At 64.5% G+C, this 26721-nt stretch carries 24 protein-coding genes; 14 read left to right on the forward strand and 10 right to left on the reverse strand.

Going from position 1 to position 26721, the window contains the following annotated elements; all coding sequences use genetic code 11:
- The first annotated feature begins 30 nt into the window (after nt 1-30).
- Nucleotides 31-282 (forward strand): hypothetical protein, encoded by a 252-nt coding sequence (locus ABZX86_RS29550; protein ID WP_355127932.1) that lies wholly within the window; start codon nt 31-33, stop codon nt 280-282.
- A 377-nt stretch (nt 283-659) separates the two neighbouring features.
- On the opposite strand, the gene ABZX86_RS29555 is transcribed toward ABZX86_RS29550, so the two are convergent.
- Entirely contained in the window at nt 660-1496 is an 837-nt protein-coding gene (locus ABZX86_RS29555; RefSeq protein ID WP_355127933.1) for an LLM class F420-dependent oxidoreductase, read from the reverse strand.
- A gap of 51 nt (nt 1497-1547) precedes the next feature.
- Entirely contained in the window at nt 1548-1970 is a 423-nt protein-coding gene (locus ABZX86_RS29560) for a MarR family transcriptional regulator (protein WP_355127934.1), read from the reverse strand.
- A 49-nt stretch (nt 1971-2019) separates the two neighbouring features.
- On the opposite strand from ABZX86_RS29560, the gene ABZX86_RS29565 reads away from it, so the two are divergent.
- Nucleotides 2020-2748, forward strand: a complete 729-nt coding sequence (locus ABZX86_RS29565; protein ID WP_355127935.1) for an SDR family oxidoreductase — start codon at nt 2020-2022, stop codon at nt 2746-2748.
- On the opposite strand, the gene ABZX86_RS29570 is transcribed toward ABZX86_RS29565, so the two are convergent.
- Entirely contained in the window at nt 2745-3146 is a 402-nt protein-coding gene (locus ABZX86_RS29570) for a helix-turn-helix domain-containing protein (protein ID WP_355127936.1), read from the reverse strand. The two genes, ABZX86_RS29565 and ABZX86_RS29570, sit on opposite strands and share 4 nt — an antisense overlap.
- A 159-nt stretch (nt 3147-3305) precedes the next feature.
- Here ABZX86_RS29570 and ABZX86_RS29575 point away from each other — a divergent pair, with 159 nt between their 5' ends.
- A complete protein-coding gene (locus ABZX86_RS29575) occupies nt 3306-4223 on the forward strand; it encodes an NADP-dependent oxidoreductase (protein WP_355127937.1) in 918 nt (305 codons plus the stop codon).
- Between the two features lie 65 nt (nt 4224-4288).
- On the opposite strand, the gene ABZX86_RS29580 is transcribed toward ABZX86_RS29575, so the two are convergent.
- The 3 genes from ABZX86_RS29580 to ABZX86_RS29590 form a co-directional block, all read right to left on the reverse strand.
- On the reverse strand, nt 4289-4945 hold the full coding sequence (locus tag ABZX86_RS29580) for a TetR/AcrR family transcriptional regulator (RefSeq protein ID WP_355127938.1): 657 nt from the start codon (nt 4943-4945) through the stop codon (nt 4289-4291).
- Nucleotides 4929-6074: an acyl-CoA dehydrogenase family protein gene (locus ABZX86_RS29585; RefSeq protein WP_355127939.1), complete on the reverse strand. Its 1146-nt coding sequence runs from the start codon at nt 6072-6074 to the stop codon at nt 4929-4931. The genes ABZX86_RS29580 and ABZX86_RS29585 overlap by 17 nt, the downstream gene beginning before the upstream one ends.
- A gap of 82 nt (nt 6075-6156) precedes the next feature.
- Nucleotides 6157-6846: a TetR/AcrR family transcriptional regulator gene (locus ABZX86_RS29590; RefSeq protein ID WP_327146556.1), complete on the reverse strand. Its 690-nt coding sequence runs from the start codon at nt 6844-6846 to the stop codon at nt 6157-6159.
- Nucleotides 6847-7096: 250 nt separating this feature from the next.
- On the opposite strand from ABZX86_RS29590, the gene ABZX86_RS29595 reads away from it, so the two are divergent.
- The 7 genes from ABZX86_RS29595 (at nt 7097) to ABZX86_RS29625 (ending at nt 14723) form a co-directional block, all read left to right on the forward strand.
- Entirely contained in the window at nt 7097-7312 is a 216-nt protein-coding gene (locus ABZX86_RS29595; RefSeq protein WP_355127940.1) for a hypothetical protein, read from the forward strand.
- Nucleotides 7309-8841 carry a hypothetical protein gene (locus tag ABZX86_RS29600; RefSeq protein WP_355127941.1) on the forward strand — a complete coding sequence of 511 codons (1533 nt, stop codon included), beginning with the start codon at nt 7309-7311 and terminating at the stop codon, nt 8839-8841. The genes ABZX86_RS29595 and ABZX86_RS29600 overlap by 4 nt, the downstream gene beginning before the upstream one ends.
- 175 nt (nt 8842-9016) lie before the next feature.
- Nucleotides 9017-10477 carry an SDR family NAD(P)-dependent oxidoreductase gene (locus tag ABZX86_RS29605; RefSeq protein ID WP_355127942.1) on the forward strand — a complete coding sequence of 487 codons (1461 nt, stop codon included), beginning with the start codon at nt 9017-9019 and terminating at the stop codon, nt 10475-10477.
- Nucleotides 10478-10831: 354 nt separating this feature from the next.
- Nucleotides 10832-11209: a DUF2784 domain-containing protein gene (locus ABZX86_RS29610; RefSeq protein ID WP_355127943.1), complete on the forward strand. Its 378-nt coding sequence runs from the start codon at nt 10832-10834 to the stop codon at nt 11207-11209.
- A 391-nt stretch (nt 11210-11600) separates the two neighbouring features.
- Entirely contained in the window at nt 11601-11795 is a 195-nt protein-coding gene (locus tag ABZX86_RS29615; RefSeq protein ID WP_355127944.1) for a hypothetical protein, read from the forward strand.
- Between the two features lie 1651 nt (nt 11796-13446).
- On the forward strand, nt 13447-13911 hold the full coding sequence (locus tag ABZX86_RS29620; protein WP_355127945.1) for a MarR family transcriptional regulator: 465 nt from the start codon (nt 13447-13449) through the stop codon (nt 13909-13911).
- On the forward strand, nt 13908-14723 hold the full coding sequence (locus ABZX86_RS29625; protein ID WP_355127946.1) for an NAD(P)-dependent oxidoreductase: 816 nt from the start codon (nt 13908-13910) through the stop codon (nt 14721-14723). Before ABZX86_RS29620 ends, ABZX86_RS29625 begins: the two co-directional genes overlap by 4 nt.
- Before the next feature lie 783 nt (nt 14724-15506).
- Here the strand turns inward: ABZX86_RS29625 and ABZX86_RS29630 are convergent.
- Nucleotides 15507-16301 (reverse strand): antibiotic biosynthesis monooxygenase, encoded by a 795-nt coding sequence (locus ABZX86_RS29630; protein ID WP_355127947.1) that lies wholly within the window; start codon nt 16299-16301, stop codon nt 15507-15509.
- Between the two features lie 522 nt (nt 16302-16823).
- Here ABZX86_RS29630 and lpdA point away from each other — a divergent pair.
- From lpdA to ABZX86_RS29650, 4 genes are read left to right on the forward strand one after another with little or no spacing between them, the layout of a single operon-like run.
- Nucleotides 16824-18272, forward strand: a complete 1449-nt coding sequence (gene lpdA / locus ABZX86_RS29635) for a dihydrolipoyl dehydrogenase (RefSeq protein WP_355127948.1) — start codon at nt 16824-16826, stop codon at nt 18270-18272.
- An 11-nt stretch (nt 18273-18283) separates the two neighbouring features.
- A complete protein-coding gene (gene pdhA / locus ABZX86_RS29640; RefSeq protein WP_355127949.1) occupies nt 18284-19333 on the forward strand; it encodes a pyruvate dehydrogenase (acetyl-transferring) E1 component subunit alpha in 1050 nt (349 codons plus the stop codon).
- 18 nt (nt 19334-19351) lie between these two features.
- Nucleotides 19352-20338: an alpha-ketoacid dehydrogenase subunit beta gene (locus tag ABZX86_RS29645; protein ID WP_355128306.1), complete on the forward strand. Its 987-nt coding sequence runs from the start codon at nt 19352-19354 to the stop codon at nt 20336-20338.
- Between the two features lie 17 nt (nt 20339-20355).
- Entirely contained in the window at nt 20356-21573 is a 1218-nt protein-coding gene (locus ABZX86_RS29650; protein ID WP_355127950.1) for a dihydrolipoamide acetyltransferase family protein, read from the forward strand.
- A gap of 108 nt (nt 21574-21681) precedes the next feature.
- Here the strand turns inward: ABZX86_RS29650 and ABZX86_RS29655 are convergent, their stop codons facing one another.
- The 3 genes from ABZX86_RS29655 to ABZX86_RS29665 form a co-directional block, all read right to left on the reverse strand.
- Nucleotides 21682-22779, reverse strand: coding sequence for a medium chain dehydrogenase/reductase family protein (locus ABZX86_RS29655; RefSeq protein WP_355127951.1), 1098 nt, complete (start codon nt 22777-22779; stop codon nt 21682-21684).
- A gap of 116 nt (nt 22780-22895) precedes the next feature.
- Nucleotides 22896-24854 carry a nitrate- and nitrite sensing domain-containing protein gene (locus tag ABZX86_RS29660; protein WP_355127952.1) on the reverse strand — a complete coding sequence of 653 codons (1959 nt, stop codon included), beginning with the start codon at nt 24852-24854 and terminating at the stop codon, nt 22896-22898.
- Nucleotides 24855-25163: 309 nt separating this feature from the next.
- Nucleotides 25164-26645, reverse strand: a complete 1482-nt coding sequence (locus ABZX86_RS29665; RefSeq protein WP_355127953.1) for an MFS transporter — start codon at nt 26643-26645, stop codon at nt 25164-25166.
- Between the last annotated feature and the right edge of the window lie 76 nt (nt 26646-26721).

Raw genomic sequence — 26721 nt, forward strand, 5'->3', positions numbered from 1 at the left:
GGCACCGCCCCGGAGGACGATGATGGAACTGTGGCAACAGAGCGGGTGCGAGTGCGGTGCGTCCTGGTATTCGGCGACAGCGATGCCGCCCTCGCCTACCTCGAAACCCCCTGGCATCCCGCCCGCTCCCCCCTGAGCTGGCCCGCCGCCCAGATCGCTGCCCAGGCGGGCCTGCCCGCCAACGAACTGCCCGGCCGCGAATTCTGGGCCGACGCCGGCCACGCCCCCGACGACTCCCTCACCCTCTCGGGCTTCCTGCTGGTCCACGACCCACGCCTCTAGGCCGGCCGCCATCGCAGAATGCTGACCGAATAGGCGGCACATGCGATCCCTCGCCCTGCTGACTGGGACGAGCACAACCCGCCCGCCCCGAGTCACCGGACATCCCTCTGCGGCCTGCACGCGAACGTGCCCATTCCGCCGCCGACACCGGACTGCGGGTGACCGGTGTGACCGACTTCGTCGGTGGTGTGCTCACCCGGTCGCGAGCAGCGAATCGGGAGGTGTTCGCGCAGGCCCTGTTTCGGGGCCGAGATTCGACGGCTTCGCGACACACTGTTCGCGCGGGTGTCCACCGGTTCGCGGCCGGGAGTGAGGCGGTAGCGCGCTGATAGTTGGTCGCCTGCCCGGTCCGCCAATGGCCGGGCAGGCGACAGCGCTCAGCTGGTGCGGGCGGCGAGGTAGGGAGCCAGGGTGCGCAGGGCACCGACGTAGTCGCCGCCGAGGATCTGGATGGCTACGTGGTCGGCGCCGGCGGTCAGGTGGGCGGTGAGGGCATCGGCGATCTGGTCCGGGGTGCCGTGCAGGGCGATGGCGTCGATGACGCGGTCGCTGCCGGGGTAGGTGAGGTCCTGCTCGTCGAAACCGTAGCGGCGCAGGTTGTTCACATAGTTGGCGAGGTTGAGATAGTAGGCGGCGCGTTCGCGGGCGATGGTGCGGGCGTGCTGCGGGTCTTCCTCGAGAACGACCTTCTGTTCGGGGGCGAGCAGGGTGTCGGGGCCGAAGAGGGCGCGCAGGTCGGCGGTGTGCGCCGGGGTGGTGAGGTACGGCAGGGCGCCGGCGGTGCGGTCGCGGGCCAGTTTCGCCACCTTGGGTCCGAGGGCGGCCAGCGCGCGGCCGCTTTTCGGGACGCCTGCCTCGTCGAGTTCGTCGAGGTAGGTGACCAGGGCGTCATAGGGTTTGGTGTAGCCGTCGTTGAATTCGCGGTGACCGGCGCCGATGCCCAGCAGGAAGCGGCCGGGGTATTTGCTCTCGAGGCGGTGGAACAGGTCCGCGGAGGCCTTGGCGGGGGTGGCCCACACATTCACGATGCTGGTACCGATGATGATGGACTGCGAGTCGGCGAACAGCGCGTCGTACCCGTCCCAGTCCGCGGGCGGGGAGGTTCCCAGCCACACCGCACCGTAGCCGAGCTCTTCCAGCTCCCGCACCGCCTCGGGTGTCACCAGCGAATGCGGCTGCCACACACCGAACTTCCCGAACTGTTCATTGGCCATACCTGCGGCCAACAGCGCCGGCGCGAACCACATTCCCCGATCACGCGATTCTCAGCCGAGCGCGGCGGCGATGCGCAGCAGTGCGGCGCGGTCCTGCTCGGTGAGGCGATCGAGCAGGTGCTTGCGGACCGCGGCGGCGTGCACCGGGCGCAATTGCCGCAGGGCCTGCTCACCGTGGGCGGTGAGCACCACGTCGACGCCGCCGTGTGCGCGTTCGCGGCGGATGAGGTCGCGGCTCTCCATGCGGGTGAGCTGATGGGACATGGCGCCTTTGTGCAGCCCGATCGAGTCGGCGAGCAGCTGCTGGCGCAGGCGGCCGCCCCCGAGTTCCGCCACGCGCGAGAGCACCCCGTAATCGGTGCCGGAGTAGCCGGTACCGGCGGCGATATCGGCGCCGACGCGGCGAGTCACCTGGTCGCCCAGGGCTTTACAGGCGTGCCAGGCGGCCAGTTCGTCGTCACTGAGAGAGTCCATGGACATATCCTAGTTGCTATGACAACCCAGCGGTGCTCTACTAGTTGCTATGACAACTCCTGTGATTGTGACCGGCGGATCCTCCGGCATCGGGCGCGCGGTGGTCCGGCGATTGGGCAGCGCCGGGCACCCCGTGGTCATCGCCTACCGCAGCGGTGAACGATCGGCCCGCGCATTGGTCACCGAGCTCGAAACACGTGGCGCCCGCGCGGTGGCGGTCCGGGCGAATGTGGCCGAGCGGGCTGATGTGCGGGCACTGTTCGATAGGGCGGAACGCGAATTCGGCACTGCCGCAGGACTTGTCAACAATGCGGGTGTGTCGGCGGTCGAACCTGTCGCCGACACCGGCGACGCGCTCATCGAGGAATTGCTCGGGGTCAATCTGCGCGGTGCCCTCTACGGCATGCAGGAGGCCGCGGCTCGTCTCGCGGACGGCGGCAGCATTGTGAACATCTCCTCGACCGCCGTGGCCACCGCGACACCGGGTCTCGGGGTGTACCTCGCCGCCAAAGCCGGGGTCGAGACCTTGACCCGGGTCGCGGCAAAAGAGTTCGGCACCAGAGGAATTCGCGTCAATGCGGTCGCACCGGGCCTGGTCGACTCCCCCATGTTCCGCGAGGGCAAAACCCCCGCCGATATCGACCGCTTCACCGCCCAGGCCCCGCTGCATCGCCTCGGCGATTTCGGCGAGATCGCCGCCGCCGTCGTGTACCTGCTCGGTCCCGCCGCTTCCTGGGTCAACGGGCAGGTGCTGCGGGTCAACGGCGGCGTCGCCTAGCGGTACTCATCGTCGAAGGCCGCGCGGGCAGCCAGCACATCCTCGATATTCAGTTCGGCCCAGTCCTTGAGCATGCCGAGGATCGGAATGAGGGTGGACCCCAGCGGGGTGAGCGAATAGTCCACGCGCACCGGCACCTGCGCGGTCAGGTGACGTTCGAGCAGGCCGTCGCGTTCGAGAATGCGCAGGGTCTGGGTGAGCATCTTGTTGCTGATGCCCGCGACGATGGCGGAGATCTCCCCGTACCGGCGCGGACCGTCGGTCAGGGTGGACATCACCAGCCCGGTCCATTTGTCACCGAGGGTGTCGAGCAGCTTGTTGGTGGGGCAGGCCGCGACGTACGCGTTGTAGGCGATTTTGCGCTGTTCACGCTGCTGAGCAACGGTGGTGGTGGCCATGTGCACTCCTGGTGGTGAGCTAGGTACTTTCCGGTGCCTTCTTCTCGCGGGGCACCTGCTCGCCGTACGTTGATGACACGCCCCGCCGCCGGTCGAACTCCGGCGGAAGGCGTTCCACCGGTGGATCTTCCAACTGTTCACACACTCAGGAGCATTCCCATGCGTGCTGTCGCATTTCAAGAATTCGGTGGACCGGACGTGCTGCGCCTCATCGACACACCCGTCCCCGCCCCCGGTCCCGGCCAGGTCCGGGTGCGGGTCGCCGCCAGCCCGGTGAATCCGGTCGATGTGCGTGCCCGCGCCGGTGTGTTCGGATCCATGTTGCCGGCCCGCGAGCTGTATGTCCCCGGTGTCGAATTCGCCGGGTACGTCGACGCGCTCGGCCCCGAGGTCAGTGGCTTCGCCCTCGGTCAGCCGGTCATCGGGCTGCTGCCGTGGCTCTCGGACCCGCTCGGCAGCACCGCCGAATACCTCGTGGCCGCAGCCGACACACTGGCCGCAGCCCCCAGCGGCGTGGATCTCGTGGCGGCCGCGACCCTTCCGCTCAATGGCATCACCGCGGATCTGGTGGTGGCCGAGCTCGGCCCGATCGCCGGGCGGACAGTACTGGTGACCGGCGCGGCGGGCGGTGTCGGCGGATACGCGGTGCAACTGGCGGCCGCCGCCGGGGCGCACGTGCTCGGCATGGCCGGTGCGGGCGACGAGCAGCTCGTACTGTCTTTGGGTGCAACAGGTTTCATCCCCCGGGGCACCGACATCGATACCCTCCGCGCACAGGGCATCGACGCCGTGATCGACGCCGCCGAACTGGGCGCCGAGGTCCTCCCGGTGGTCCGCGACGGTGGCACATTCGTCGCTGTGCTCCCGCCGGCGCTCCCCGAATCCGAACGCGACATCACGGTGACCACGGTCTTCCAGGCCCCCGACGGTCCGCGCCTGACCGCACTGGTCGCCCTGGTGGAAGCCGGAACCCTCACCCTGCGCGTCGCGGAAACCCTCCCGTTCGCCGAGGCCGCCACCGCACACGCCCGCTTCGAAAAGGGCGGCCTGCGAGGACGACTGGTGCTGGTCCCCTAGACCGGGCCCCGCAAGACAGCGCTGAACCCCGCGGCTCACTTTCTGCCGCGGGGTTCAGCGTGAATTCATCTGGTGCCGTTGACCTTCGGAAACGACACCGCGATCAGGGTGGTGAGGGTGTCCGACAACATTTCGTGCACCTGGGCGCGGTCGAGGGCCCCGCGCACGATCCATTCCCGGCCCGCCGCCTTGACCAGGCCGCCGTAACAGCGCACCAGGGCGCGCAATTCGTCGTTGTGCAGCGAATCGCTCAGGCCCATCATCTGCACGACACGGTCGGCGGCGGCATTGTCGGCCTCGTCGAGAATGCGCTGCACCTCCGGATCGTCGCCGATGCCTTCCAGGCCGGTGACCTTGACCCAGGTGGTGCCGTGCTCGCCGATGGTGTCCAGCAGCCAGGAGACGCTGGCCTCCACCCGCTCACGGATATTGCCCGAGGGCACGAGCATATTGTCCAGCCGCGGCAGCGTCACCATGCGGCGCACGACCGCCAGATACAGGTCGCGCTTATTGCCGAAGTAGTGATTGATCAGCCCGCGCGCCACCCCGGCGCGCTGGGCCAGCTCCGCGGTGGAGACAGCGGCGTACGGACGTTCGCCGAACATGTCGATGGCGCAGGACAGGATCTGCGCGCGGCGTTCGTCTGGTTCGAGGCGGCGCCGCCGTGACGGTGTGTCGTCGGCGGGCACCGGCTCGAGCGTGGTGTCAGAGTGAGCGGGCAATGAGGTCCTTCATCACCTCGTTGGCGCCCGCGAGGATCCGCAGGATCCGGGCGCCGGTGTACAGCTGGGATATGGGGTACTCGGTCATGTAGCCATAGCCGCCGAAGAACTGCAGGCAGCGATCCACCACATTACCGAGTTGGTCGGTCAACCAGTACTTCGCCATGGCAGCGGTGGGAATATCGAGCTCACCGCGCAGGTGCTTGCCGATGCAGTCGTCGAGGAAAACGCGGCCGACCTTGGCGACGGTCGCGCACTCGGCGAGCTCGAAACGCGTGTTCTGCATCGCGAACAGCGGCTTGCCGAACGCTTCGCGGCCCTTGGTGTAGTCGATGGTCAGCTCGACGGCCTTCTCGGTCATGGCCACCGCCAGAATCGCCGTGACCAGGCGCTCCTGGGCCAGCATCTGCATCATCTGATAGAAGCCCTGACCCTCGGCCTCCCCCAGCAGATTCGAGGCCGGCACCCGCAGGCCGTCGAAGAACAGCTCCGCGGTGTCCTGGCCCTTGCCGCCGATCTTGGACAGGATGCGGCCGCGGGTGAAGCCGGGCACGTCGTCGCCGACCTCGGCGTAGATCAGCGAGACACCGGAGGCGCCCTGGGTCGGATCGGTCTTGACGGCCAGGATGATGCCGTCGCAGAGCCAGCCGTTGGAGATGAAGATCTTCGAACCGGTGATGACGTACTCATCGCCCTCACGCACCGCGCGGGTCTTGATGTTCTGCAGATCCGAGCCGGTGCCCGGCTCGGTCATGCCGATCGACAGCAGCACCGCACCGCTGGCGGCCTTGGGCAGCACCCGCCGCTTGAGCTCCTCGGAACCGAACTGGTGGATGTACGGCGCGATGATCGAGGAGTGCACCGACATGCCGAGCGCACCGTCACCCAGATGCGCCTGCGCCTCGATGATGGCCGCCTCGTGCGCGAATGTGCCACCGCCACCGCCGTATTCGGCCGGGATGGCCGCGCACAGCAGGCCCAGTTCACCGGCCCGGTTGTACAGCTCGCGATCGGGATGGCCCTGCGCGATGAACTTCTCCTCGTGCGGGATCACCTCCTTCTCGAAGAAGGTGTGCGCCAGTCCTCGTACCGCTTCGACCTCGTCGTCGCTCCATGCGGGGCGTGCCATGAAAGTTCCTTCGCTTCCCAGGCGCGCGCTTTCGCGCCTGGGCACCAGGGTGCACCGCTATTGGCGCAGTGTCAACAAGCGGTCAGTTCTCTCCCGTGCGCGCATGGTTGACCTCCGCGAACGTGGTGAACATGGGCGTGTCCGGATCGGCCACGATCGCCTGGCGGCGCAGGAAACCGTCGATCAGACCCCACACCAGCTCGGTGGCCTGGCCGATGAACTCCTGCGTCTGCGCCGCGGTCGGGGTATCGGAATCCGACAGCCACAGATCGGTGATCGCCACCACCGCCCCGACCAGGGCGCGCGAGAGATAGTCCAGCCCGTCGGTGTTCAGCGGCACTGCCTCGGCGACCGAGCGGGAAATCTTCGTCAACCGGCCTGCCGCCTCGCGACCCAGATCCAGTTGCAGCACACCGTTCCCGGACTGCTGCAGCACCGGCGCCTGACCCAGGAAGCGGAAGACGTTGGGATGCTCCAGGATTCCGTGGGCGTACTCGGTGAAAATCCGGCGCAGCGCCGCGCGCGGCGGTTGCAGCATGAGCGTCATATCCCCGCCGGCCGCCGAAAACGCCTGGCGCGCCATACGATCGGCGATCTCGGTGAACAGATCACCTTTGTCGGCGAACTGCCGATACAGCCGGGGCTTGGTGATGCGCGCCTCGCGGGCGATGTCCTCCATGCTCGGGCGCGGGCCGTCCCGGTCGATCACCCGGATCGCCGCATCCACGATGTCGTCGCGGGTCACTGTCCGCGGGGCCGCCCCGGCACTCATACGAACCACGGCGAGGAGCCTACACGTACCGACGGTACGCGTCACCGGCTTCGAATCGAGACCGGAAAAGTGCTTGTTACCGGCAGGTCAAGTGATGGAGGCCACAACCAAGGTCAACCGACCGGCATTGCTTTCACCTGAAACGTACTGCCAGTATCGGTAGGCGTACCGGCAGTACGCACCCGTGGCGCAGAGGGAAGCCCCGGGCACGGAAACCAGTCGAACGTGACACCGAACCGGAAAGAACCCGATGTCAGAAGCAGCAAGCCAACTCAGCGACACCCTGCGGGCCCCGCTCCCCGACGCCTTCGACCGGCTCACCGACGCCGACCACACCGAACTCGACCGGCTCCTGCAGCAGGCCATGACGCGCCGCCGCGCCAACCTCGACGCCGCCATCGGATCCTCCCTCGACTTCGTGCCGCGCCTCATGCGCCCGGCCGTCAAGAAAGCACTGGGCTTGTGAGCGAACATCTCGTAGCCGTCGCCGAAACCACCAAACTCGCACGCATTCTCGGCATCACGGACCCCACCGAACTCGACTTCCTCGTCGACCTGCCGCCCGCGGCCATCCGCGAATTCCGTGAGCGCGTCACCGACCGGCTCTTCGACCGAGACACCAAGCGGCTCAGGGGTGTTGCCGCCGGAGCCAAGCTCGTACCCGTCGCCATCAGCGCCAAAGTCGCCGAACGCGCCTTCGGGCCTGTGCTGTGCGCCGCCGTGGCCAGCGCCGTCGACCCGGGCAAGGCCATCGACATCGCCAAATCGCTGCCCGCGTCGTTCCTCGCCGAAATCGCCGTGCAGCTCGACCCGCGCCGCACAGCCGCCATCATCTCCGCAGTCCCGCCGCGCATGGTCGTGGACGCCGCGCGCGAACTGCTCGCCGTCGGTGACCACATCACCATGGGCCGCTTCGTCCACGTCGTCCCCGAACCGTCACTGCGCGCCGCCGCACCCGTCATGAGCGACGTCGACCTGCTGCGCATCGCCTTCCTGCTCGAAGACAAATCCGCCATCGACAATGTGCTGCACATCGTCTCCGACCGGGTGCCCGGCGTCATCCGCGCCGCCGCCGAACAGAGCATGTGGGCCGAAGGCATCGACCTGCTCGACTCCATCGCACCGCACAATCGCGCCTGGATCGGCAATATCACCGCAAGCCTCGGCCCCGACGTCCTCGACGCCCTCGTCCAGGCCGTCTACGAACTCGACGCCTGGACCACCCTGCTGCCCATCACCAGCGCCATGAGCCACGACAGCCTGCGCCTGTTCGCCGAACGACCCGCCGTGCACGCCGAACCCGTCCTCGCAGCCGTCATGGACACCGCACTCGACGGCGGGCACTGGCTCAACCTGCTACCCCTCGCCGCACACCTGCCCGATGCGCAACTCGCCTTCATCGCCGCCCGCGTCGCCGCGAAACCCGATGAGCGCCTTGGCGAATTGGTCCGCGAAGCCGATACCGCCGGACTCTGGGACGCACTCATCCCGCTCGCCCTGGCCATGACCGACGACAACCGCCGCCGCATGGCCGCACTGCCCGTCATGCAGGACCCGGACGTCCTGCGAGCCGTCATCACCAGCACCGCCGAACACGACCTGTGGGCACAGGCACTGCCGCTGGTCGACGCACTACCGGAAGCGGTGAAACCGGTACTCGCGAGCACCATCGGAGACCTCACCCGCGACCAACTGCTCGCCGCGGTCCGCACCGCCTCGCGCAGCGACAATATCCACACCCTCGTCGATATCGCCCTCGCCCAGGACCAGGCCGGCCGCGCCCGCGTGCTCGAACTCATCGACGGCATGGATGACGTCGAAGAATTCCTCGCCGCCCTCACCACCGAAACCCCCGATGTGGTGTGGCACGCACTCATCGAAGTCCGCGCCGAAATCCCCGCCGGACTGCTCGGCCTGCTGGCCGAACGCGCCCGCGAACTCGATCGCGACGACGATGCCGAAAAGCTCGAACCCGTCGGCGCGACAGCCGAATAGCGCGCACGCACCATCCCGACGCGGGGCCCGGCCGCATTTCAGCGGCCGGGCCCCGCGTCAACTCTGCACCGGCCCCCGGCTCAGGTCACAGCCCCCGACGGCCCGGACCCGCCTGCCGCGATGAGAGAATGACTCGGTCAACCGCCGCACGCACGAAGGATCCCCGCACCCCCCGATGGTCGAGCACAGCACGCAGCAAGCACCCGAATCCCCGGCCATCGCCCCCGACGAGCTGGCGATCTGCCTCCGGGTACTCGAACAGGCGGCGCAGCTCGACAAAGAGCACCCCGATTCGATGACCGTGCAGCGCGCCGTCGGGCACATGTTCAAAAAACTCAAGCAGCGGCGGCGAATCCAAGCCCGCGACACCATCTCCGAGGCCGACCGGGCGGTCATCGCGGCCACGGCCACCGGATCACCCAGCCGGATCGACGACGAGACCGCCGGAATCCCCATCAGCTCCAGCGTCAGCGGTGTCGCCACCGCGGGAACGCTGCTGCGAGCGCGCCCCTGCTACATCTGCAAGCAGAAGTACACGCAGGTCGACGCCTTCTACCACCAGCTGTGCCCCGAATGCGCGGCACGCAGCCACGCCAAGCGCGATGCGCGGACGGACCTCACAGGCAAGCGCGCACTGCTGACCGGTGGACGCGCCAAGATCGGCATGTACATCGCGCTGCGGCTGCTGCGCGACGGTGCGCACACCACCATCACCACCCGATTCCCCAACGACGCCATCCGCCGTTTCGCCGCGCAGCCCGACAGCGCCGACTGGCTGCACCGGGTCCGCGTGGTCGGCATCGATCTGCGCGACCCCGCGCAGGTGCTCGCCCTCGCCGATGATGTTGCCGCACAAGGCCCGCTCGACATCCTGATCAACAATGCCGCGCAGACCGTGCGGCGCTCGGCCGGTTCGTACAGCGCGCTCATCGACGCCGAATCCGGGCCGCTGCCCGCCGGTGAACTGCCGGAGGTCATCACCTTCGGCAAGACGATGCAGGCGCATCCGACCGCACTCACCGCATCCCTCACCCCCAGCCTGACCGCAGCCGATATCACCGATCTGGCGCTGCTCGCGGGTTCGGCTACGCCCGAACGCATTTCACAGGGCGTGGCCATCGACGCCGGCGGGCTGGTGCCGGATCTGGCGCATACCAACAGCTGGGTGCAGACCGTCGGTGAGGTCGATGCGACCGAACTGCTCGAAGTGCAGCTGTGCAATTCGACGGCGCCGTTCATCCTCATCTCGCGACTGCGGCCCGCCATGGCCGCTGCCGCCGGACCGCGCAAGTACGTGGTCAATGTGTCCGCCATGGAGGGTGTCTTCGGCCGGGCGTACAAGGGCGCCGGCCATCCGCACACCAATATGGCCAAGGCCGCGCTGAACATGCTGACCCGCACCAGCGCTCGCGAAATGTACGAAGCCGACGGCATTCTCATGACCGCAGTCGATACCGGATGGATCACCGACGAGCGCCCGCACTACACCAAGATCCGCCTCGCCGAGGAGGGCTTCCACGCTCCCCTCGATCTCGTCGACGGCGCGGCCCGGGTGTACGACCCGATCGTCCGCGGCGAAAGCGGCGATGACGTGCACGGCGTCTTCCTCAAGGACTACAAGCCCTCCGACTGGTGATACGGAGGGGCCGCGACTCGGCCCCTCCCCTCTGGGTTGTCTTTGTCCTTCTGAATCGTGAGGTTCGGAGTAGCTGAGGTGAACTCAATAGTCTGATACATAGTTAGATGCGCATATTTACGTACAGATATATTTTCAATCACAACTGCCTGAACTGGGATATCCCTGCATGCTGACACACCACCCATGCGCCAGGCGTCGGGCCATCAAGCCATCCCGCAGCTGCTCCCCCACCCCATGCTGGTCTTTCGCGTGTGGTCAATCCCCCGCTTTACATATATAGATGCGCATATCTACGTCTACATATGTCGTTCACTCCCCCGCGCACCTTCCCATCGCCCCTATCCTGGAGCTATGCAGTACCGGCTCCTCGCCGATGCGACCGCGGTCGTGCACTTTCTCTTCGTGGCCTATGTCGTTGCAGGCGGCTTCATCGCCTGGCGATGGCCGCGCACCATCTGGCTGCACATCCTTGCCTTCGCATGGGGATTCAGCACGGTGCTGTTCGGATTCGAATGCCCGCTGACAGATCTGGAGAACTGGTCGCGGCATCGGGCCGGCGAGGCCGGGCTGCCGTCGACCGGATTCATCGATCACTACATCACCGGCACCCTGTACCCGCGCAGCGCCCTGGATCTGGTGCGAGTGCTGGTAGCAGTGGCTGTGATCGTGTCGTGGGCGGGTCTGGCGTGGCGATCCCGCCGCCACGCCGATACGGTCGGCATCGAGTAGGCGGCCACCGCGGGAACGTTTACGCAGGTGGAGACATCATTCGGTCCGATTGCGGGCTGAGGGCGCCGGCCTGGATGCGCGATGCTCCGGAGTGCGGGATCACCTCCGCAGACCGCAGATTCGGTATGCGGAGCCGTCGCGGATCGGCGGCCTGCCGGACGCGTTCCGTCCTTCCTGTGCCGCCTCGTCCGGCCCGTTCGGGGCTGTCTTGGCAACTTCTTGGCAAGATGGAAAACGCATCTGAACTGGCCGAACAGCGACCCCTTGGCAAGTCGGCTCGCCCGTCCAGACCACCGACTGGATGGGTCGAATCTGCACGAGACCAACAGCCCCACGGTCGGCAAAGCCACAGCCGTGCGCCGGGCGAATAGCCCGACGATGGAGACCCGTGGTGCCGCAGCAGATCTGGGTGACCCGGGTAGGAGCCGACCGAGAGGTGTTCGAGAGTTCCTGGCGTTCTGCCAGGAGCACCCTGCACGGCAACAACATCCTGACCGGCGAGCAGGCGGATTCATCGGTCGCTCCCGACCCAAGCGAATGGCGAGCCCGCAGCAAGGGCCGCGAAGTATCCACGCCCGCGCGCTGACCCGGGTAGCGAGCCACGAAACTGCACCCTGCTGTTCCGCGAGCCGCAGTCGATCGTCTTCGTCGCAGCCTGCGTGGACTGATAACACTCCCCCGGACCGAGCAGAGGGCGTCGAACCAGAAAGGGACCGTTGATGACATCGGAGACCGACCGCACAATTCCCACTCGACAGTCGCGCCGCAACGGTGTTCGATGGATCGAAACATCGCACCACCGGGAACCAGCACAGGCGCTGTTGCGCGGCAATCGTCTCCATCGCGGCGCAACCGCAGTGGGACAGGATGCCATCGTGGGATACGACTTCAACTGCCCCACATGCCAACACGACGACCAGGTACAGAAGGTGCCTGCCATCCGGGCATCGGGAACAACGACGTACTACGGATCCGACTACTACTCCGGGGTCGGCATCGGCACCGGTGGTCTCGTCCCAGTGTTCGGCTCCGCGACAATTGAACGGACCCGCTCCACCAGGCTTTGCGCAGTCGCTCGCACCGGAGCCAACACAGCGCCGTTCTGGCAAGTTGGTCCTGCTCGGCATCGTACTGTCGATACCCGCGCTGTTCGCTGTCTTATTCTCTATTCTCGCGATCCGTGAGCCAGATGGGGATGTCAGCTTACCGATGCTCATCCTCGTTGGCTTCGGATTCTCATTGACAGTCGCAGCACCTGCACTCTTGCTGTTCACAGCGGCTGCGCGTCGAACCCGTCGCAATAATCGAATTCTGCGTGGCCGCTATGCCGCTCGAAGTGTGTGGAGTGCTGGCTGCTACTGCCATCGGTGTGGCTACTGCTTCTGGCCGTACCCCGTCGCTCCCGGAGTTCCAGCGCGGCAACCTCTTTCTACCGAGAACTTCCGTTGGATCGTCTGGAGTGTAGGCGGCTACGCCCACCTCTAACGGCATTGGGAGATCCAGACCGCACGACCGTGCCGGGTACGTCTGGCAACATCGTGCACTCTCATTGAGTCCCACGACTTTGGAATAGTTGCGTCGAAATTTCGGCAGCCCTATCTCTCCGTCACGAACGCCTGGCCAACAATTCGCAGCACCGAGCAGTGGGCACACACTAGGCGACATTAGTTGGATCTGCGCGGCGTTGTAATCCCTCATGTCGCCTGAGTAGCGATCTCCCCGAGGTCATATGCGTTGCACATGGTGAGAGTTTGACCGCAGGGCCGGCCTCCCTCCGATACCACTCCGCGGCAGACCGTACTTTCATTTCTTCTGCTCAGAATGCTCGATCCTTTCTCGCCGTGACGGAATTCCCTCCGTCGCGGCGTTTGTCGTTTCTCGACCCAGTGGAAGGCGATCCCGCTATGCCCGTACCTGCTTCGCCGGCGCCATCGTGCGCGGTGTGTCATTCCGTCGTTTCCGGTCGCGAACCGCGAACCTTGGAGACCGAGACAGTCTGCTTACCGTGTGTGTCGGTCTTGCCGCGCTGCGACCGCTATCGCGAAACTGCAGTTGGTTGCGAGTGGCTTCGGCATCACCACCGTCCCGGCGCGCGATCCGCGTGTCATGTCCCGGGTACGGACACCCGCAAAAGCCTTCGCGGCGTGCACACCTGATAGCGCGGACGACGGCGGGCAGCCGACGATCCCAGCGCAGGCTGTTCGACACATCGTTAGCCACCTAGCTATATTTGTTTGGTGGCTAACGAACAAGCGGATCCCGAGCATCAATCGGCGGGTGCGTGGGCGAAGAAGTATCACTTGGCGAGCCGGGTCGTGATGGAGTCGGTGCTTCGCCCGTTCGATCTCGGGCCCACACAGTGGTATGTGCTGTATCAGCTCATGACCGTGGGGCCGACCCCACAACGTGACCTCGTGCGCATCCTCGAGGTCGAGCGCGCGACGCTGACCGGTGTGGTGGCTGCCCTGGTTCGCAAGGGCCTGGTCAAACAGAAACCCGATGCCACCGACCAGCGTCAGAAGGTGCTGACAGTCACCCCCGCCGGCGCCGCTCTCTGGCGCGAGCTGCCCGATCCGATCGCGCTGATCCTGCAGACCGCCTTCGACTGCGTCCCGCAAGCCGATATCGACACCACCGCCCGCGTCCTGCGCGAGGCGACCGCAAGACTCACCAGTCTTTCTCCGAAGGGAAACGAATCATGACCGTCCTCATCACCGGCGGCACCGGCCTCGTCGGCACCCGCCTGCTCCGCCGACTCGTCGACGCGGGTATCGAGTGCCGTGCACTGGTCCGCGCGGGCAAAGAACTTCCTGAGGGTGTCACTCCCGTGGAAGGTGACCTGCTCGACCCGACGACATTGCCCGAGGCCGTCAACGGCGTCTCCGCAGTCATCCATCTGGCCGCGGTCCTGCGCGCCCCCGATCCCGCCCTGATCGAACAGGTGAACGTCGGCGGCACACGGAACCTCATCGAGGCCGTGCAGACCCACGCTCCCGCGGCGCGCGTCATCATGGCCAGTACCAGCCTCGTCTACAACGACGACCTGTCGCGACCGGCCTGTGAGGAGGACCCGGCCGACGCGCAGTTGCCCTACCCGGCGACCAAGATCGTCGCCGAGCGCCTCCTGCGCGAGAGCGGACTGACGTGGAATGTGCTGCGATTCTCGTTCGTCTACGGTGACGGCGACGGTCACCTGCAGTCCGCGCCCGGGCTCCTGGGTTCCTGGAACTGGCACCCCGCGGCGATGATGAGTCTCATACACCACCGCGACATCGCCACCGCGATGCTGCTCGCGCTGACCGGCGCGATGGACGGCCGCGTCGTCAACCTCTCCGATGATGCCCCCATGTCGGTCTACGAGATCGCCCGCCTCGTCGGCGCCGAGTACAAGGAGTCAGCGGAGCCGTTGGAGAACCCCTGGAAGGGGCACGTCGACGGGACCCTCGCGCGCGAGCTCGGCTTCCGGCCGCTCGTCCGCAGCGCGTATCAGGCCGCCGCCGAAGGCGCTCTGTGACGACGTCACCCGTTCCATCTGATAGGTACCTAGCAGTCCAAGGTTTGGCAGGCAGCTAACAAAACCAGGTCTTGGCCTAAAAGCGAGCCAACAATCAGCACCACGCTCGTTCGAAGATAAGTAGGAGCGCCATTATGGTGCGACGCTCGGCCCCGAGATGAGCTCAGCCAGTTGATCTTCGGACACGCCACTTGGCCGGTTGGAACCGCGCGCCAAGCGGCAGTGGAGGATGTTCGAAAGCGTTGGCGGCCAACCAGTTTGGACGGCCGACCAACGCCCTGGTTGCGGCAACGTAGTGCGCTGCAGTTCGCGCGATCGTGATCCTTTACACGATCCGGGTGCCCAGCATCCCCGCGAATGCGCTCACCCCGGACGTTAGATGTCCACCCTTTCCGGTGCTGGACTTGTTGTCCCACAACAGTCTTGGTGGAACACAACCAAGGGAGTTGTTGCGGCATCGGCGGTCTTCGCCAACCGGGAAGATTCACTGCTCGCACCTCGCCACTGCGGTACTCAGGTCCCACCCCGACACCGACGCCGAATGGACCGCAACCGGAACGTCCCTGGACGCCAGTGCCTCCAGGGGAAATCGTTGCACACGAGGCGTTCTGGTCCGCCGTGATCGAATATCCGCACCGCCTTGATGGTTGTCGGCAGCAGCAGGATCATGGGATTCATGCGACTGCCCTCTCCTCGAACGACCACGGCCCGAGTCGAATCAGGCCCCGCGTGAGCGGATTCGATGCGGGCCGTGGTCGTGTCGTACTCGGTCGGCTGGAACTGTCAGGCGATGCACACGCCGGGAACAGCGGCCCGCTGTAGCGCATGGCGGGTGCAGCGGCTCCCGGTCGGATATGCCGCGGTGATCGTGGCGAAGCTCGGGTCCGCCACTGCCTCGAACAAGTCTCGACCTGATTCCCAGACCGCCAGGTTGATGAGCACGTTGCTGCCGCTCGTACCTCGATACAGCTGGGCCTGGATGAATCCCGGCTTCTTCTTCATGAAGGCAGCGATCTTCTCGTACGCCGCGATCGCCTGCTCGACCGCGCCGTCGGGCGCGATCAGAATGTCCAGCAACAGAAACGGGCTGCCTGTGGCTTTGAGCTGTTCCACGGCGGGCAGTTCCGGGGTCAGTTCGAAGAACTCGATAGGCGGTTCCGACGCCGGGTGAAGCGAATCACTCACTGCGGGTTCGGAGTTCGATGACACACCGATACAGATGCCCGGGACCGCGACGGGGCGAACCAGATGCGGGTAGGCCACCGAGCCATCCGGATAGGACGGAAGCAGCTGCTGAAACTCCGGACCGAGGAACGCGGCATTCAACGCGCTCGCCGATTCCCAGACTGCGACATTCGTCAGGACCCGACTGCCCGCGGTTCCGCGGTAGAGCTGGGCCGAGATGAACCCCGGCTTGGACTTCATGATCTCCGAGTCCTGCCGCCAGATCTCGAAAACATCGTCCATCCCACCCTCGGGCGCCAGAAACGTGTTCACGATCGTGACCGGCTCATCACCGGCTTCGTTCAACTGCGCGAAAAACGGCGCACGGGAGTCGAGATCATTCAGCGTGATCATGGGGATCCTCTCTCGTCATTGAGCAGATCAGCACGGGCGATTGCATCGCCACTGATCGCGCCAATGATAGAAATTCGTCCTAGATGACATAAGTGCCGTCCTGAAAAACAGGAATGTCCGGCTCGCGAGGTGCAGATGCTCGACTCAGCACTCAGCCGATTCCGGAATCCGTGTCGGAATCCTCTGGATGCTTGCAGTCGAGATGAATCGTCCGCGGCCGCAAGCCGGTTCGTCTTGGCGCGCTCACGCCCGACTCGGATGCGACGAATCAGCGACGAACTCGGCTGTCCCGATGCACCTCCAGACCTGTTGTAGGCCCAAGTCCGGGCGGCTGACGTGGTCAGCCGCCGATCCGAACAGATATAAGCATCTCGGGGCTTACCCCTCCTTGTGCACGCTGCCCAGTCTCACAACGCAATCCCTGTGCGCTCGAGGCATGTTCGGCCTCGATTCTGGCGATGAGACTCGTCGGTACGGCCGCGCAACACCTTCGCGCGGGTATGAGATTGAGGAGCATCACCAGTGCCGGAATTCGATCTTCTGGTCATAGGGGGCGGTCCCGGAGGATACGTGGCCGCGATCCGTATGGCACAACGCGGTCTGTCGGTGGCCGTGGTAGAGAAGGAACGACCGGGCGGCGTGTGTTTGAACTGGGGATGCATCCCCACCAAAGCCATGCTGCGATCCGCAGAGGTATTGGAAACAGTCAGAGCTGCAGCAGATTACGGCGTTTTCGCCGAGAATCTGACGTTCGACTACGCGACGGTGCTCCAGCGCAAGGAGAGCATCGTCAAAGAGTTGACCGATGGCGTCGCAAGCCTGCTCGCCGCTAACGGGGTCACGACCATCACCGGGCACGCCCGGTTCATTGGCCCTACGACCGTTGAGGTCCACGAAGTCGGGCCTGCACCGCTCGGGCCGGGCGGCCCTGGTTACGCAGCACCGCCTACGACGCCGATCCGCCGAGTTTCCGGACGCGATGTGATCATCGCGACCGGCTCGGTACCGGTCCATCTACCGGTGCCCGGAGCCGACCTGCCCGGCGTGATCACTTCCGATGGCGCGTTCGGGCTGACGGAGGTGCCCGGTCGGATAGTCATCGTCGGAGGTAGCGCCGTAGGTGTGGAGTGGGCCAGTCTGTTCGCGGCCTTCGGTAGCGAAGTCACCATCGTCGAAACGCAGAATCGGCTTGTCCCTGCGGAAGACAGCGACATCGGTGCCGCGCTGGGCCGGTCGTTCGCCAAACGCGGAATCACCGTATTGACCGGGTCGATGGTCGCCGCGATCGCCGAGGCGGATACGTTGCGGGTCACCGTCGAAGGAGCGCAGGCTCGCGAACTTGCCGCCGACGTCGTACTGGTCGGTGTCGGCCGGCGCCCGAACATCGCGGACCTCGCCCTGGATATCGCGGGGGTTGCGACCGATGCGCGTGGGTTCATTGCCGTCGACGAGAAGCTGCGCACCAGCGCGGAAAACGTGTACGCCATCGGCGATGTCACCGGGAAGGCACTGCTGGCCCACGTGGCCTCCCATCAGGGTTTGACCGCCGCGGATGTCATCGCGGGGCACGAGGCGCACATCGACTACACGGTGATCCCGGCGGCGACCTTCACCCATCCCGAAATCGCCAGCGTCGGACTCACGGAGGATGCCGCCCGTGCGGCCGGTCACGACGTGCTCACCGCACGTTTCCCGTTCGCCGCGCTGGGTCGCGCCAAATCATTCGGCGACACCGAGGGATTTATGAAGATCGTTGCCGGACAAAAACATCAAGAGATCCTCGGTGTGCACATCATCGGGCCATCCGCCAGCGAGTTGATTGCCGAGGGCGCGTTGGCGATGTCGATGGAAGCAACCCTCGACGAGCTCGCCGACACCATCCACGCCCACCCCACCCTCGGCGAAATCGGCATGGAGACAGCGCTCGCCGCACTCGGTCTGCCTGTACATATCGCACCGCGTAAGCGCTGAGAAGGATGATCATGACCGAGACGCTCGACCACTCACCACACGGACCAAGCACGGAAGATACCGCAACGTTGTGCGGATATCTCAGGGACATGTTGTTCATCAGGCGATTCGAGGAGCGCGCCGCCCAGGGATACACCCAAGCCAAGATCGGCGGCTACTGCCATCTGAATCTCGGTGAGGAGGCCACTGTGGTCGGGCTGACCGCAGCCATGAGGCCTACCGACTACCTGTTCACCAACTACCGCGAACACGGCTACGCGATTGCCAAAGGCATTGCACCCGGCCGAGTCATGGCGGAGCTTTACGGTCGCTCCACCGGCACATCCAAGGGCTGGGGCGGGTCGATGCACATGTTCGACACCTCCGCACGCCTGCTCGGCGGATACGGCATCGTCGGCGGGCAGCTCCCCCTGGCTGTCGGTGCAGCACTGGCCATCGACTATCGAGGCGGTGACGATGCGGTGGTGTGCCAGATGGGCGACGGCACCACGAACATCGGCGCCTTTCACGAATCGCTGAATATCGCTGCACTGTGGGGATTACCCGTGCTTTTCGTGGTGATCAACAATCACCTGGGCATGGGAACCACAGTCGAAAACGCCTCGTCCGAGCCGGATCTGTACAAGCGCGCGAGCAGTTATCGCATGCGGGGTGAGCAGGTGGACGGCACCGACGTGCTGGCAGTGCGGGACATCGCGGCAGAGTTGCTGCACGCCGCGCGGAGCGAGGGCAAACCCGCGCTACTCGAAGCAGTCAGCCACCGGCTCAAGGGCCATTCGGTCGTCGATCCGGCAAAGTACCGCAATGAAACCGACACCACCGCCGCACGCACGCACGACCCGGTGGCCAAGCTGCGCGCCGAGCTCATCGGCTCTGGCGCGCTCACCGAGGACGAAGCGGCCAAACTCGAGCAGTCCATCGAGACCGAGGTGGATGCAGCAGTCGAATTCGCCGATGCCAGTCCTCACCCCGAGCCGTCGACCTTGTTCGACTACACGTATGCGACACCGGTCGCCGGCGCTTCCCGCAGACTTCCCGCCGACCCGCTGTTCCGACCGTAAGGAAATCCGTTGCCTGTCATCACCTATCGCGAAGCTCTGCGCGAAACCCTGCGCGAGGCAATGCGTCGCGACGACGATGTCTTCCTGATCGGAGAGGAAATCGGGGTCTTCGAAGGCTCCTACAAGATCACCGCAGGTTTGCTCGCCGAGTTCGGCGACAAACGGGTACGCGATACCCCGATCGCCGAAGAAGGGTTCGTCGGTGCTGCGGTAGGCGCGGCCATGCTCGGGCTACGCCCCGTCGTGGAGATCATGACCATCAACTTCTCGTTACTGGCCCTGGATCAGATCGTCAATCACGCCGCCAAGATCTACGGCATGTTCGGTGGGCAAACCAGCGTGCCCATGGTCATCCGTACCCCAGGCGGCGGTGGGCAGCAGTTGGCTGCCACTCACTCACAGAACATCGAACTCTATTACGCTTTCGTGCCAGGACTGAAAGTCGTCGCCCCGAGCACCCCGGCCGATGCCAGAGCGCTGCTGCGGGCCGCCATCGAGGATGACGATCCGGTGCTTTTCCTGGAGAACCTCGCTCTGTACAACACCAAAGGTGAAGTACCGGACGATCTTCCCCCCGCGGAGATCGGCAAGGCCGCCATCACCCGCGCCGGCACCGACATCACCTTGATCGGCTACTCACGGATGGCGACGATCGCGACCCAGGTCGCGCAGCGGTTATCCGAAGAATCGGGGATCTCCGCCGAGGTGATCGATCTGCGTAGTCTGCGGCCACTGGACCGCGACACCATCGTCGCCTCGGTGCGCCGGACCGGCTGTGCCGTTGTCGCAGAAGATGATTGGCTCACCTACGGCATTGGAGCAGAGGTCGCCGCAACGATCTCCGACGGTGCTTTCGACTATCTCGATGCACCTGTCCGTCGCGTAGCCGCGGCGGAGGTTCCGTTGCCGTACGCCAAGACTCTGGAGCAGATCGCTCTGCCATCGGCCGAATCCCTGTACACCGCCACGTTGGAAACCCTGGCCGCCGTGGGCCGCCGCCGCTGATCGGAATCGAGAAACGTATGCCAGAAATCACCATGCCTCGACTGTCCGACACCATGGAGGAAGGGGTCGTCGTCACCTGGCTCAAACAGGTCGGCGACAAGGTCGCTCGCGGCGAAATCCTCGCCGAGATCGAGACCGACAAGGCGCTGATGGACCTCGAAGCCTACGACAACGGAGTGCTCGAGCAGATCCTCGCCGACGCCGGAACCAGAGTCGCCGTCGGCACCCCGATCGCTGTGGTCGGAGACGGAACTGGCACAAAACCGACTGTTCCTCCCGCTCAGACCTCGGATGCTTCGACACCGACAGTGTCGAACGCACCCGCACCCGCCCTGGCGACTGTCGGACCCCGTGCCGGCAGCGACAAAGCCAAGGCGTCGCCCCTGGCCCGGAAAGTCGCCCGCGAGCTGAACGTCGATATCGCCGTGATTACCGGAACCGGACCCGGCGGTCGCATCACCCGCCAAGACGTCGAATCTGCTTCTGCCCGAAAGGAATCCACCGTTGCCACTCACAGGCCCCCCTCACCGATTCTGATCACCACAGACACTGACCGCGTCGCTCTGAGCGGCGTGCAGAAGGTCGCCGCCAGACGTCTCACCGAGAGCAAACAACAATCCCCGCACTTCTATCTCACCAACGCAATCGACGTCACGGACCTGCTCACATTCCGCGCGCAGGTGAACCGGTCCCGTGAATCGACCGGTGCGGCGAAGGTCAGCGTCAACGACCTCATCATCAAAGCGGTAGCCGCCACTCTGCGCAGGGACGGCCGGCTCAATGTCTCCTTCGCGGGAGATACGCTGCTGCAACACCGAGGAATTCACCTCGGTATGGCCGTGTCCATCGACGCCGGACTGGTCGTGCCGACGATTCGTGACGCCGACCGCAAGACAATCTCCGAGATCGCAGCGGAAAGCAAGGACAAAGCCGAGCGTGCGCGCGCCGGTCGGCTGCGCGCCGAGGAGATGTCAGGCTCGACTTTCACGATCTCCAACTTGGGCATGTTCGGAGTCGAGCAGTTCGCGGCGATCATCAACCCTCCCGAAGCTGCCATCCTCGCCGTCGGCGCGGCCATCGACACCGTGCAGTTGGTCGAGGACCGAGTCGTCATCCGCAAGATCCTGCGAGTCACTCTCTCCGCCGACCACCGCGCTGTCGACGGAGCTACCGCTGCGGCCTTCCTGCAACTGTTCAGGAATCTGCTGGAAAATCCGATCCTCATCGTGACCTGAGTCGACCTGCCCCGCAGCAAGAACGGAAGGGTGGGGCCGTGGCCGGCGTCCGCGGCCTCTCCACCGAAGTGATCGCGAATCCCGACCGGTGCGGGCGACAGACTCCGGTCAACGATCCGGATAGAGCGCCACCCGACCAACCAGCTCTGTCGCGTTCTCCAACAGAGCATGCGCGGCTGCCGCCTCCGACAGCGGAAATCTCGCCGCCACGCGAATGCCAATCAGACCGCGCGCCAACAGATCCAGCACCGTCACCGTATCCTGGTGGCGTGCGCCGCGCACACCGATCATGCTCATCTCCAGCCGCGTGAAGTCGTGCATCGTCAGAGGCATCGGCTCGGTGCCACGCTGCGCGCCGGCCGCAGGGCAGATTCGTCCGCCGAGTCGCAGGGAATCTATGGCGAGTCGCAGAACCAGCGCGCTTCCGCTGTAGTCGACCGCATGGTCGACACCGCCACCACTCCACTCTCGAAGCCGATCAACCGCAGCATCGAGGTCCTCGGTGACTATGACCTCTTCGGCCCCCATATCGCGTAAGGCCTCCGCCTTGGCCGGAAAACGTGTTGTGACAGCGACCCTCGCCCCCGCTAACTTGGCGAGCCGAATCGTCGCTTCGCCCATCCCACCCGAGGCGCCACCTACCAGCACAGTCTCGCCGAGCTGTACACGTAGACGATCTCGGATGACACGATGCGCAGTGGCGTACGGCCACAATGTCAGCGCCGCCTGTTCCATGTCGACATGTTCCGGTACCGGTATCCACAGGTGCTGATCGCGAAGAAGATACTGTGCGTAGCAACCGAGTCCGGCATGGCCGGGGACATCGATACCGGTCGACAGATTCCCCAAGCCGCGGTAAGTCTCGGGCGAGTAGGGATTCTCCGGATGCACGACCGCCACAACCCTCTGTCCGGGCTGAAAACTGGCCACCTCGGACCCCACGGCGACCACCGTTCCGGATGCCTCGCGACCGAGCTGTTGAGGCATCGGTAGCCCTCGCCGACCGGGCAGGTTCAATCCCACGACCTCGCCACCGCGGTATCTCAGGTCCCATCCTGATACCGACGCCGAATGCACGGCGACGAGCACATCGCAGGGCCCCACCGGAGCCAGGGGAAAGTCGTTGTACAAGAGGCACTCTGGTCCTCCGTGCTCGAAGATCCTGACCGCCTTGGTAGTTTCCGGTAGCGCTGCTTCGGAATTCATACGACTCCTTTGTGTTGGATCGGTTGCGGCGCGTAGCGTCACGACGGGAGACTGCGGGGACAAAGGCGCCGGTCAGTACCGGTGGTCCACTGCGGCTCATTCACCGCCGTCCGGGCTCACCGAACGCCCGGTTTGTATTCCTGAGAGGTTCGATCGAGTGCAGAGGTCTCGTCGACCAACAGTGAAACCGGAATGAGGACTATCGCTTTGAGGCCGCCGTGGTCGGACTCGGTCAAACGCACCGAGATACCGTGTCGGATAGCGAGTTTCGCAACTACGAACAGCCCCAGTTGTACATCCTGCGATAGAGCGATCACGTCGAAGTCTGCGGGGTGAGAAAGGAGCTTGTTGGCACGGACCGAGGCGTCCTCAGGCATGCCTATTCCCTGGTCGTTGACCTCTACGGCGACCCCTTTGCCGACCAGCTTGCCAACTATGTCCACCCGGGATTGCGGTGGCGAGAAATGGGTCGCGTTGTCGACCAACTCGGCGAAGAGGTGGATGAGGTCAGCGACGATATCGCCGACGACCGAGACTTGGGGCATGTGCGTAGTACGCACGCGGGAATATTCCAAGGCTTCGCCGGCCGCACTGCGCACCAGTTCGAGGAGCGGCACTGGGCGACTCCAGCGCCGACTCGGCTGTCCGCCACCGAGAATCACCAGGTTCTCCGCATTTCTGCGCTCACGAGTCGCCAGATGGTCCAGTTTGAAGAATATGTCGAGTAGTTGCGGATCCTCTTGTTCTCGCTCGGCTTCGTCGAGAAGCTCCAACTGGCGATGCACAACCAGCTGACTACGGTGAGCAATGTTCAGGAAGACGCGCCGAACTCCTTCGCGGGTACGGGCTTCGGTGACGGCGGCTGCAATCGCGGCGGCATATGCTCGGTTGAATGCGTCAGCGACTTCTCCCACCTCGTCGCCACCGAAGTCCAGCTCCCCCGACTTGTTCTCGACGGCTACAGACTGGCCCATTGCAAGTCGGCGCATAGTTTCGGGGAGTGCGTGTTCGGCCAGCGCCAAAGTCTCCGCCCGTAGTCGTTGCAGACGTCCGCTGAGCCTGTTCGCAATCCACAGCGAAGCACAGAACGCGATCACCGCGAGCAGCAACACTCCAGAACCTGTGAGCAGCGAGTACCGAGAGGTCTGCGCCGCGTAATCGGTCGCTACCTGATTGGCTTGCTCGTTCTGGGCCTGCCAGAGTTCGAGCAATTGATCATGAACTCGGTCGATGTCATCGCGCCAGGAGGCGACCGTGCTCGCCGGCATCGGAACCAGGCCGGGCTTCTCTGTCGACGAACGTTGGAGCACGAGATCGTCCATCGCCGAGATCCGTTGCCACTCAGGCGCGGCGATCAGCAATTCGGCGGTCTTTGCGCGTGCGCCACCGAGATCGTTTGACAATTGCGCGAGTTCGGTGTGGTAGTAGCCCACCATGTTCCGGTACTCGACCGACAAGGAGCCGGGAAGTTCGGCGCCACCGAGCATGGCGACCGCGAGCGCACTGCTGCGCGACATTGCTTCCATCGCACGCACCACACGCACCTCGTTCGCGAACTCGAACGCGACGCGAGGGTCCGGGGCAGACTTCCCGATGAGTTCAGTTCCGACCGCCACACCTTCCAACAGACCGCTGTACAAGCCGTAAGTGTCGGCGATCGAGATCGTGCCCGTGTCGATCTGGGCCCGAGCCTCTGGAAGGCGCGTCTTGAGAACATCGAATCCTGCTGTGACAGAATCTATTTGGGAGATCCCGGATACTGACAGCTGGGATTCGAACGTGGTGAGCGCATCGAGGGCCTGGTCCAGCCTATGGCGAGCCAGCACAAGATCGACGTTCTTGGGCTGCGGCGCAATGAGTTGTGCCAGCGAAAGTAGCCGCTCCTGCTGAACCGCTGAGATCATGTCGCGTGCTTGCAGATTCGCGTTCGCCAACACCGAGGACCAGGTCTTGACGTGGTCGCTTTGCCGCGATAGGTAGCCCGCGGCGCCGACCCCCACAGCAAACAGTGCCAAACTCGGAATCAGCGCGATGGCGAGGATTCGGACCCGGATACCAACCCTGCGACTAGACATCGGCATATCCCGCCGGCCGGGGAGGTTCATCTCCCCCTGCCCCCACCACTGCTGAATCCGAGATCCCATCCTGATACCAGCCTCGAGTGCACTGCGGCGAGCACATCACGCAGCCAGTCGGTTCGAGTTGAAAGCCCTTGCACACGAGGCACTCCGACCCGAAATGTTCGAATATCCCGACCGCCTTGGCGGTTTCCGGCAGCGGTGTTCTATCGAACCCATGCGGCTCCTTGTTTGTGAATCTCGAAAGCTTAATCGTGACCGGAATTTCGCCTCGTCCGACAGCTCAGCCTATGCAGGCCAGCTACTTCAGGCCGCCTGCACGGGCGTGCCCTCGGAGGCGGAAGATTCGAGTGCAACGGAAGGACGCTTGAGACGGGGAAGCAGGAATGCCATCAACAGGCCGATTCCGGCAACTCCGACGAGCAGACGATAGGAGTTGATGTAGGCGGCGTCCAAGTAGAACGGAACACCTTGCATGACAACCTGATGCGACGCGAGCGCAGCGAACAACAGTTGGTAGCAAAAGCCGCCGACGACCTGTAGAGCCAAGTATGCGATGCCGTTGACTGTCGCCTGCTCGTCTTCGGTGACGACAGATACCACCATCGCAGCGCCACATGCCATCACAATGCCGCCCGCAAACCCCACCAAAACCGACGAGATAACAATTTGCATCGTATCGTAGTGGTATTCACTGAAAGCCAAAAGACCGACAACCAGCAGAGTCGAACCGGCGAGCCAAAGCAGCCGTGGCCCTACATGTTTCAGCAGCACTCCTGTCACCACACCAGCAGCAACCGTGGCGACACCCGCTGGTATACCCACAAAAGCATAGTGAGTCGCTGTCCATCCGAACCCATCGGAGACCATCGGAATCTTCGGATACTGGGCAATAAACGAAAGGACCAGCGGGGAAACGATGAACGCGAACTGAACGAAGCCCGCAGTGACGATGACTACGGCTATGCCTCGCCGTGCGAGCATTCGCACATCGACGATCGGACTTGCCACCCGAAGTTCCACCGGCACAAGAGCGATAAGGGCAAGCGCTCCCACGAGCAGCGGCCCGAAGGTCCGAAGCGAGCCCCAGCCCAGGTTGTAGAAGTTGCCGCCTCCGTACACCAGCGCGGAGACTCCGATACCGAGCAGAATTCCTCCCGCCCAGTCGAATTCCGACGAGAAGCGAGCTCTCCGAGGAGTTTCCGGCATCAGGGCAATCATGCCGATGGCGATAACCGTGAGCCCAGTCAGCAACCACATTGTGCCGCGCCAGCCGAACGAATCGATAATGCGCCCTACCACGACCGGGCTTACCAGGACGACAATGCCGATCGATCCCATGACGACGCCGTACGCCATGGATACTCGCTTGGCCGGGAAGCAATCTCGGATGCAGGCCGGCACGAGCGCGACAATCGGACCGTAGAGGCCGGCGATCGCGCGACCTAGAATCAGCACGATGAATGTCGGTGCGATCGCCGAGACAATGTCTCCCACAATTCCGAGGGCTGCAAGAATAAGCATTACGCGGCGTTTGCCGTAGATCTCGCCCAGCCTGACTGCGAACGGCAGACTGAACAGCGATACCATCACTGTGGCCAGGTTGAACCAGACGATGTGACTGGTGTGAAAGTACTGGACAATATGCGGTTGAGCTGCGCCACCAGCGATACCGCTGATGGTCAACAGTTGGGCGGGCAACATTAATGCGAGCATCAACGGTATTCCACCCGAGCGTGCATCGGAAGATTCTTTTCCATGCAGGACAGGGTGATTGACGTCGGACATATTCTATTCTTTCTGAGCGGTACGGGATGCCGCACTGCGGCAAGCAACTGACCGAGCGCAGAGCGACGTAATCAGC

It is taken from the genome of Nocardia sp. NPDC006630, assembly GCF_040611495.1.
GTDB lineage: Bacteria > Actinomycetota > Actinomycetes > Mycobacteriales > Mycobacteriaceae > Nocardia.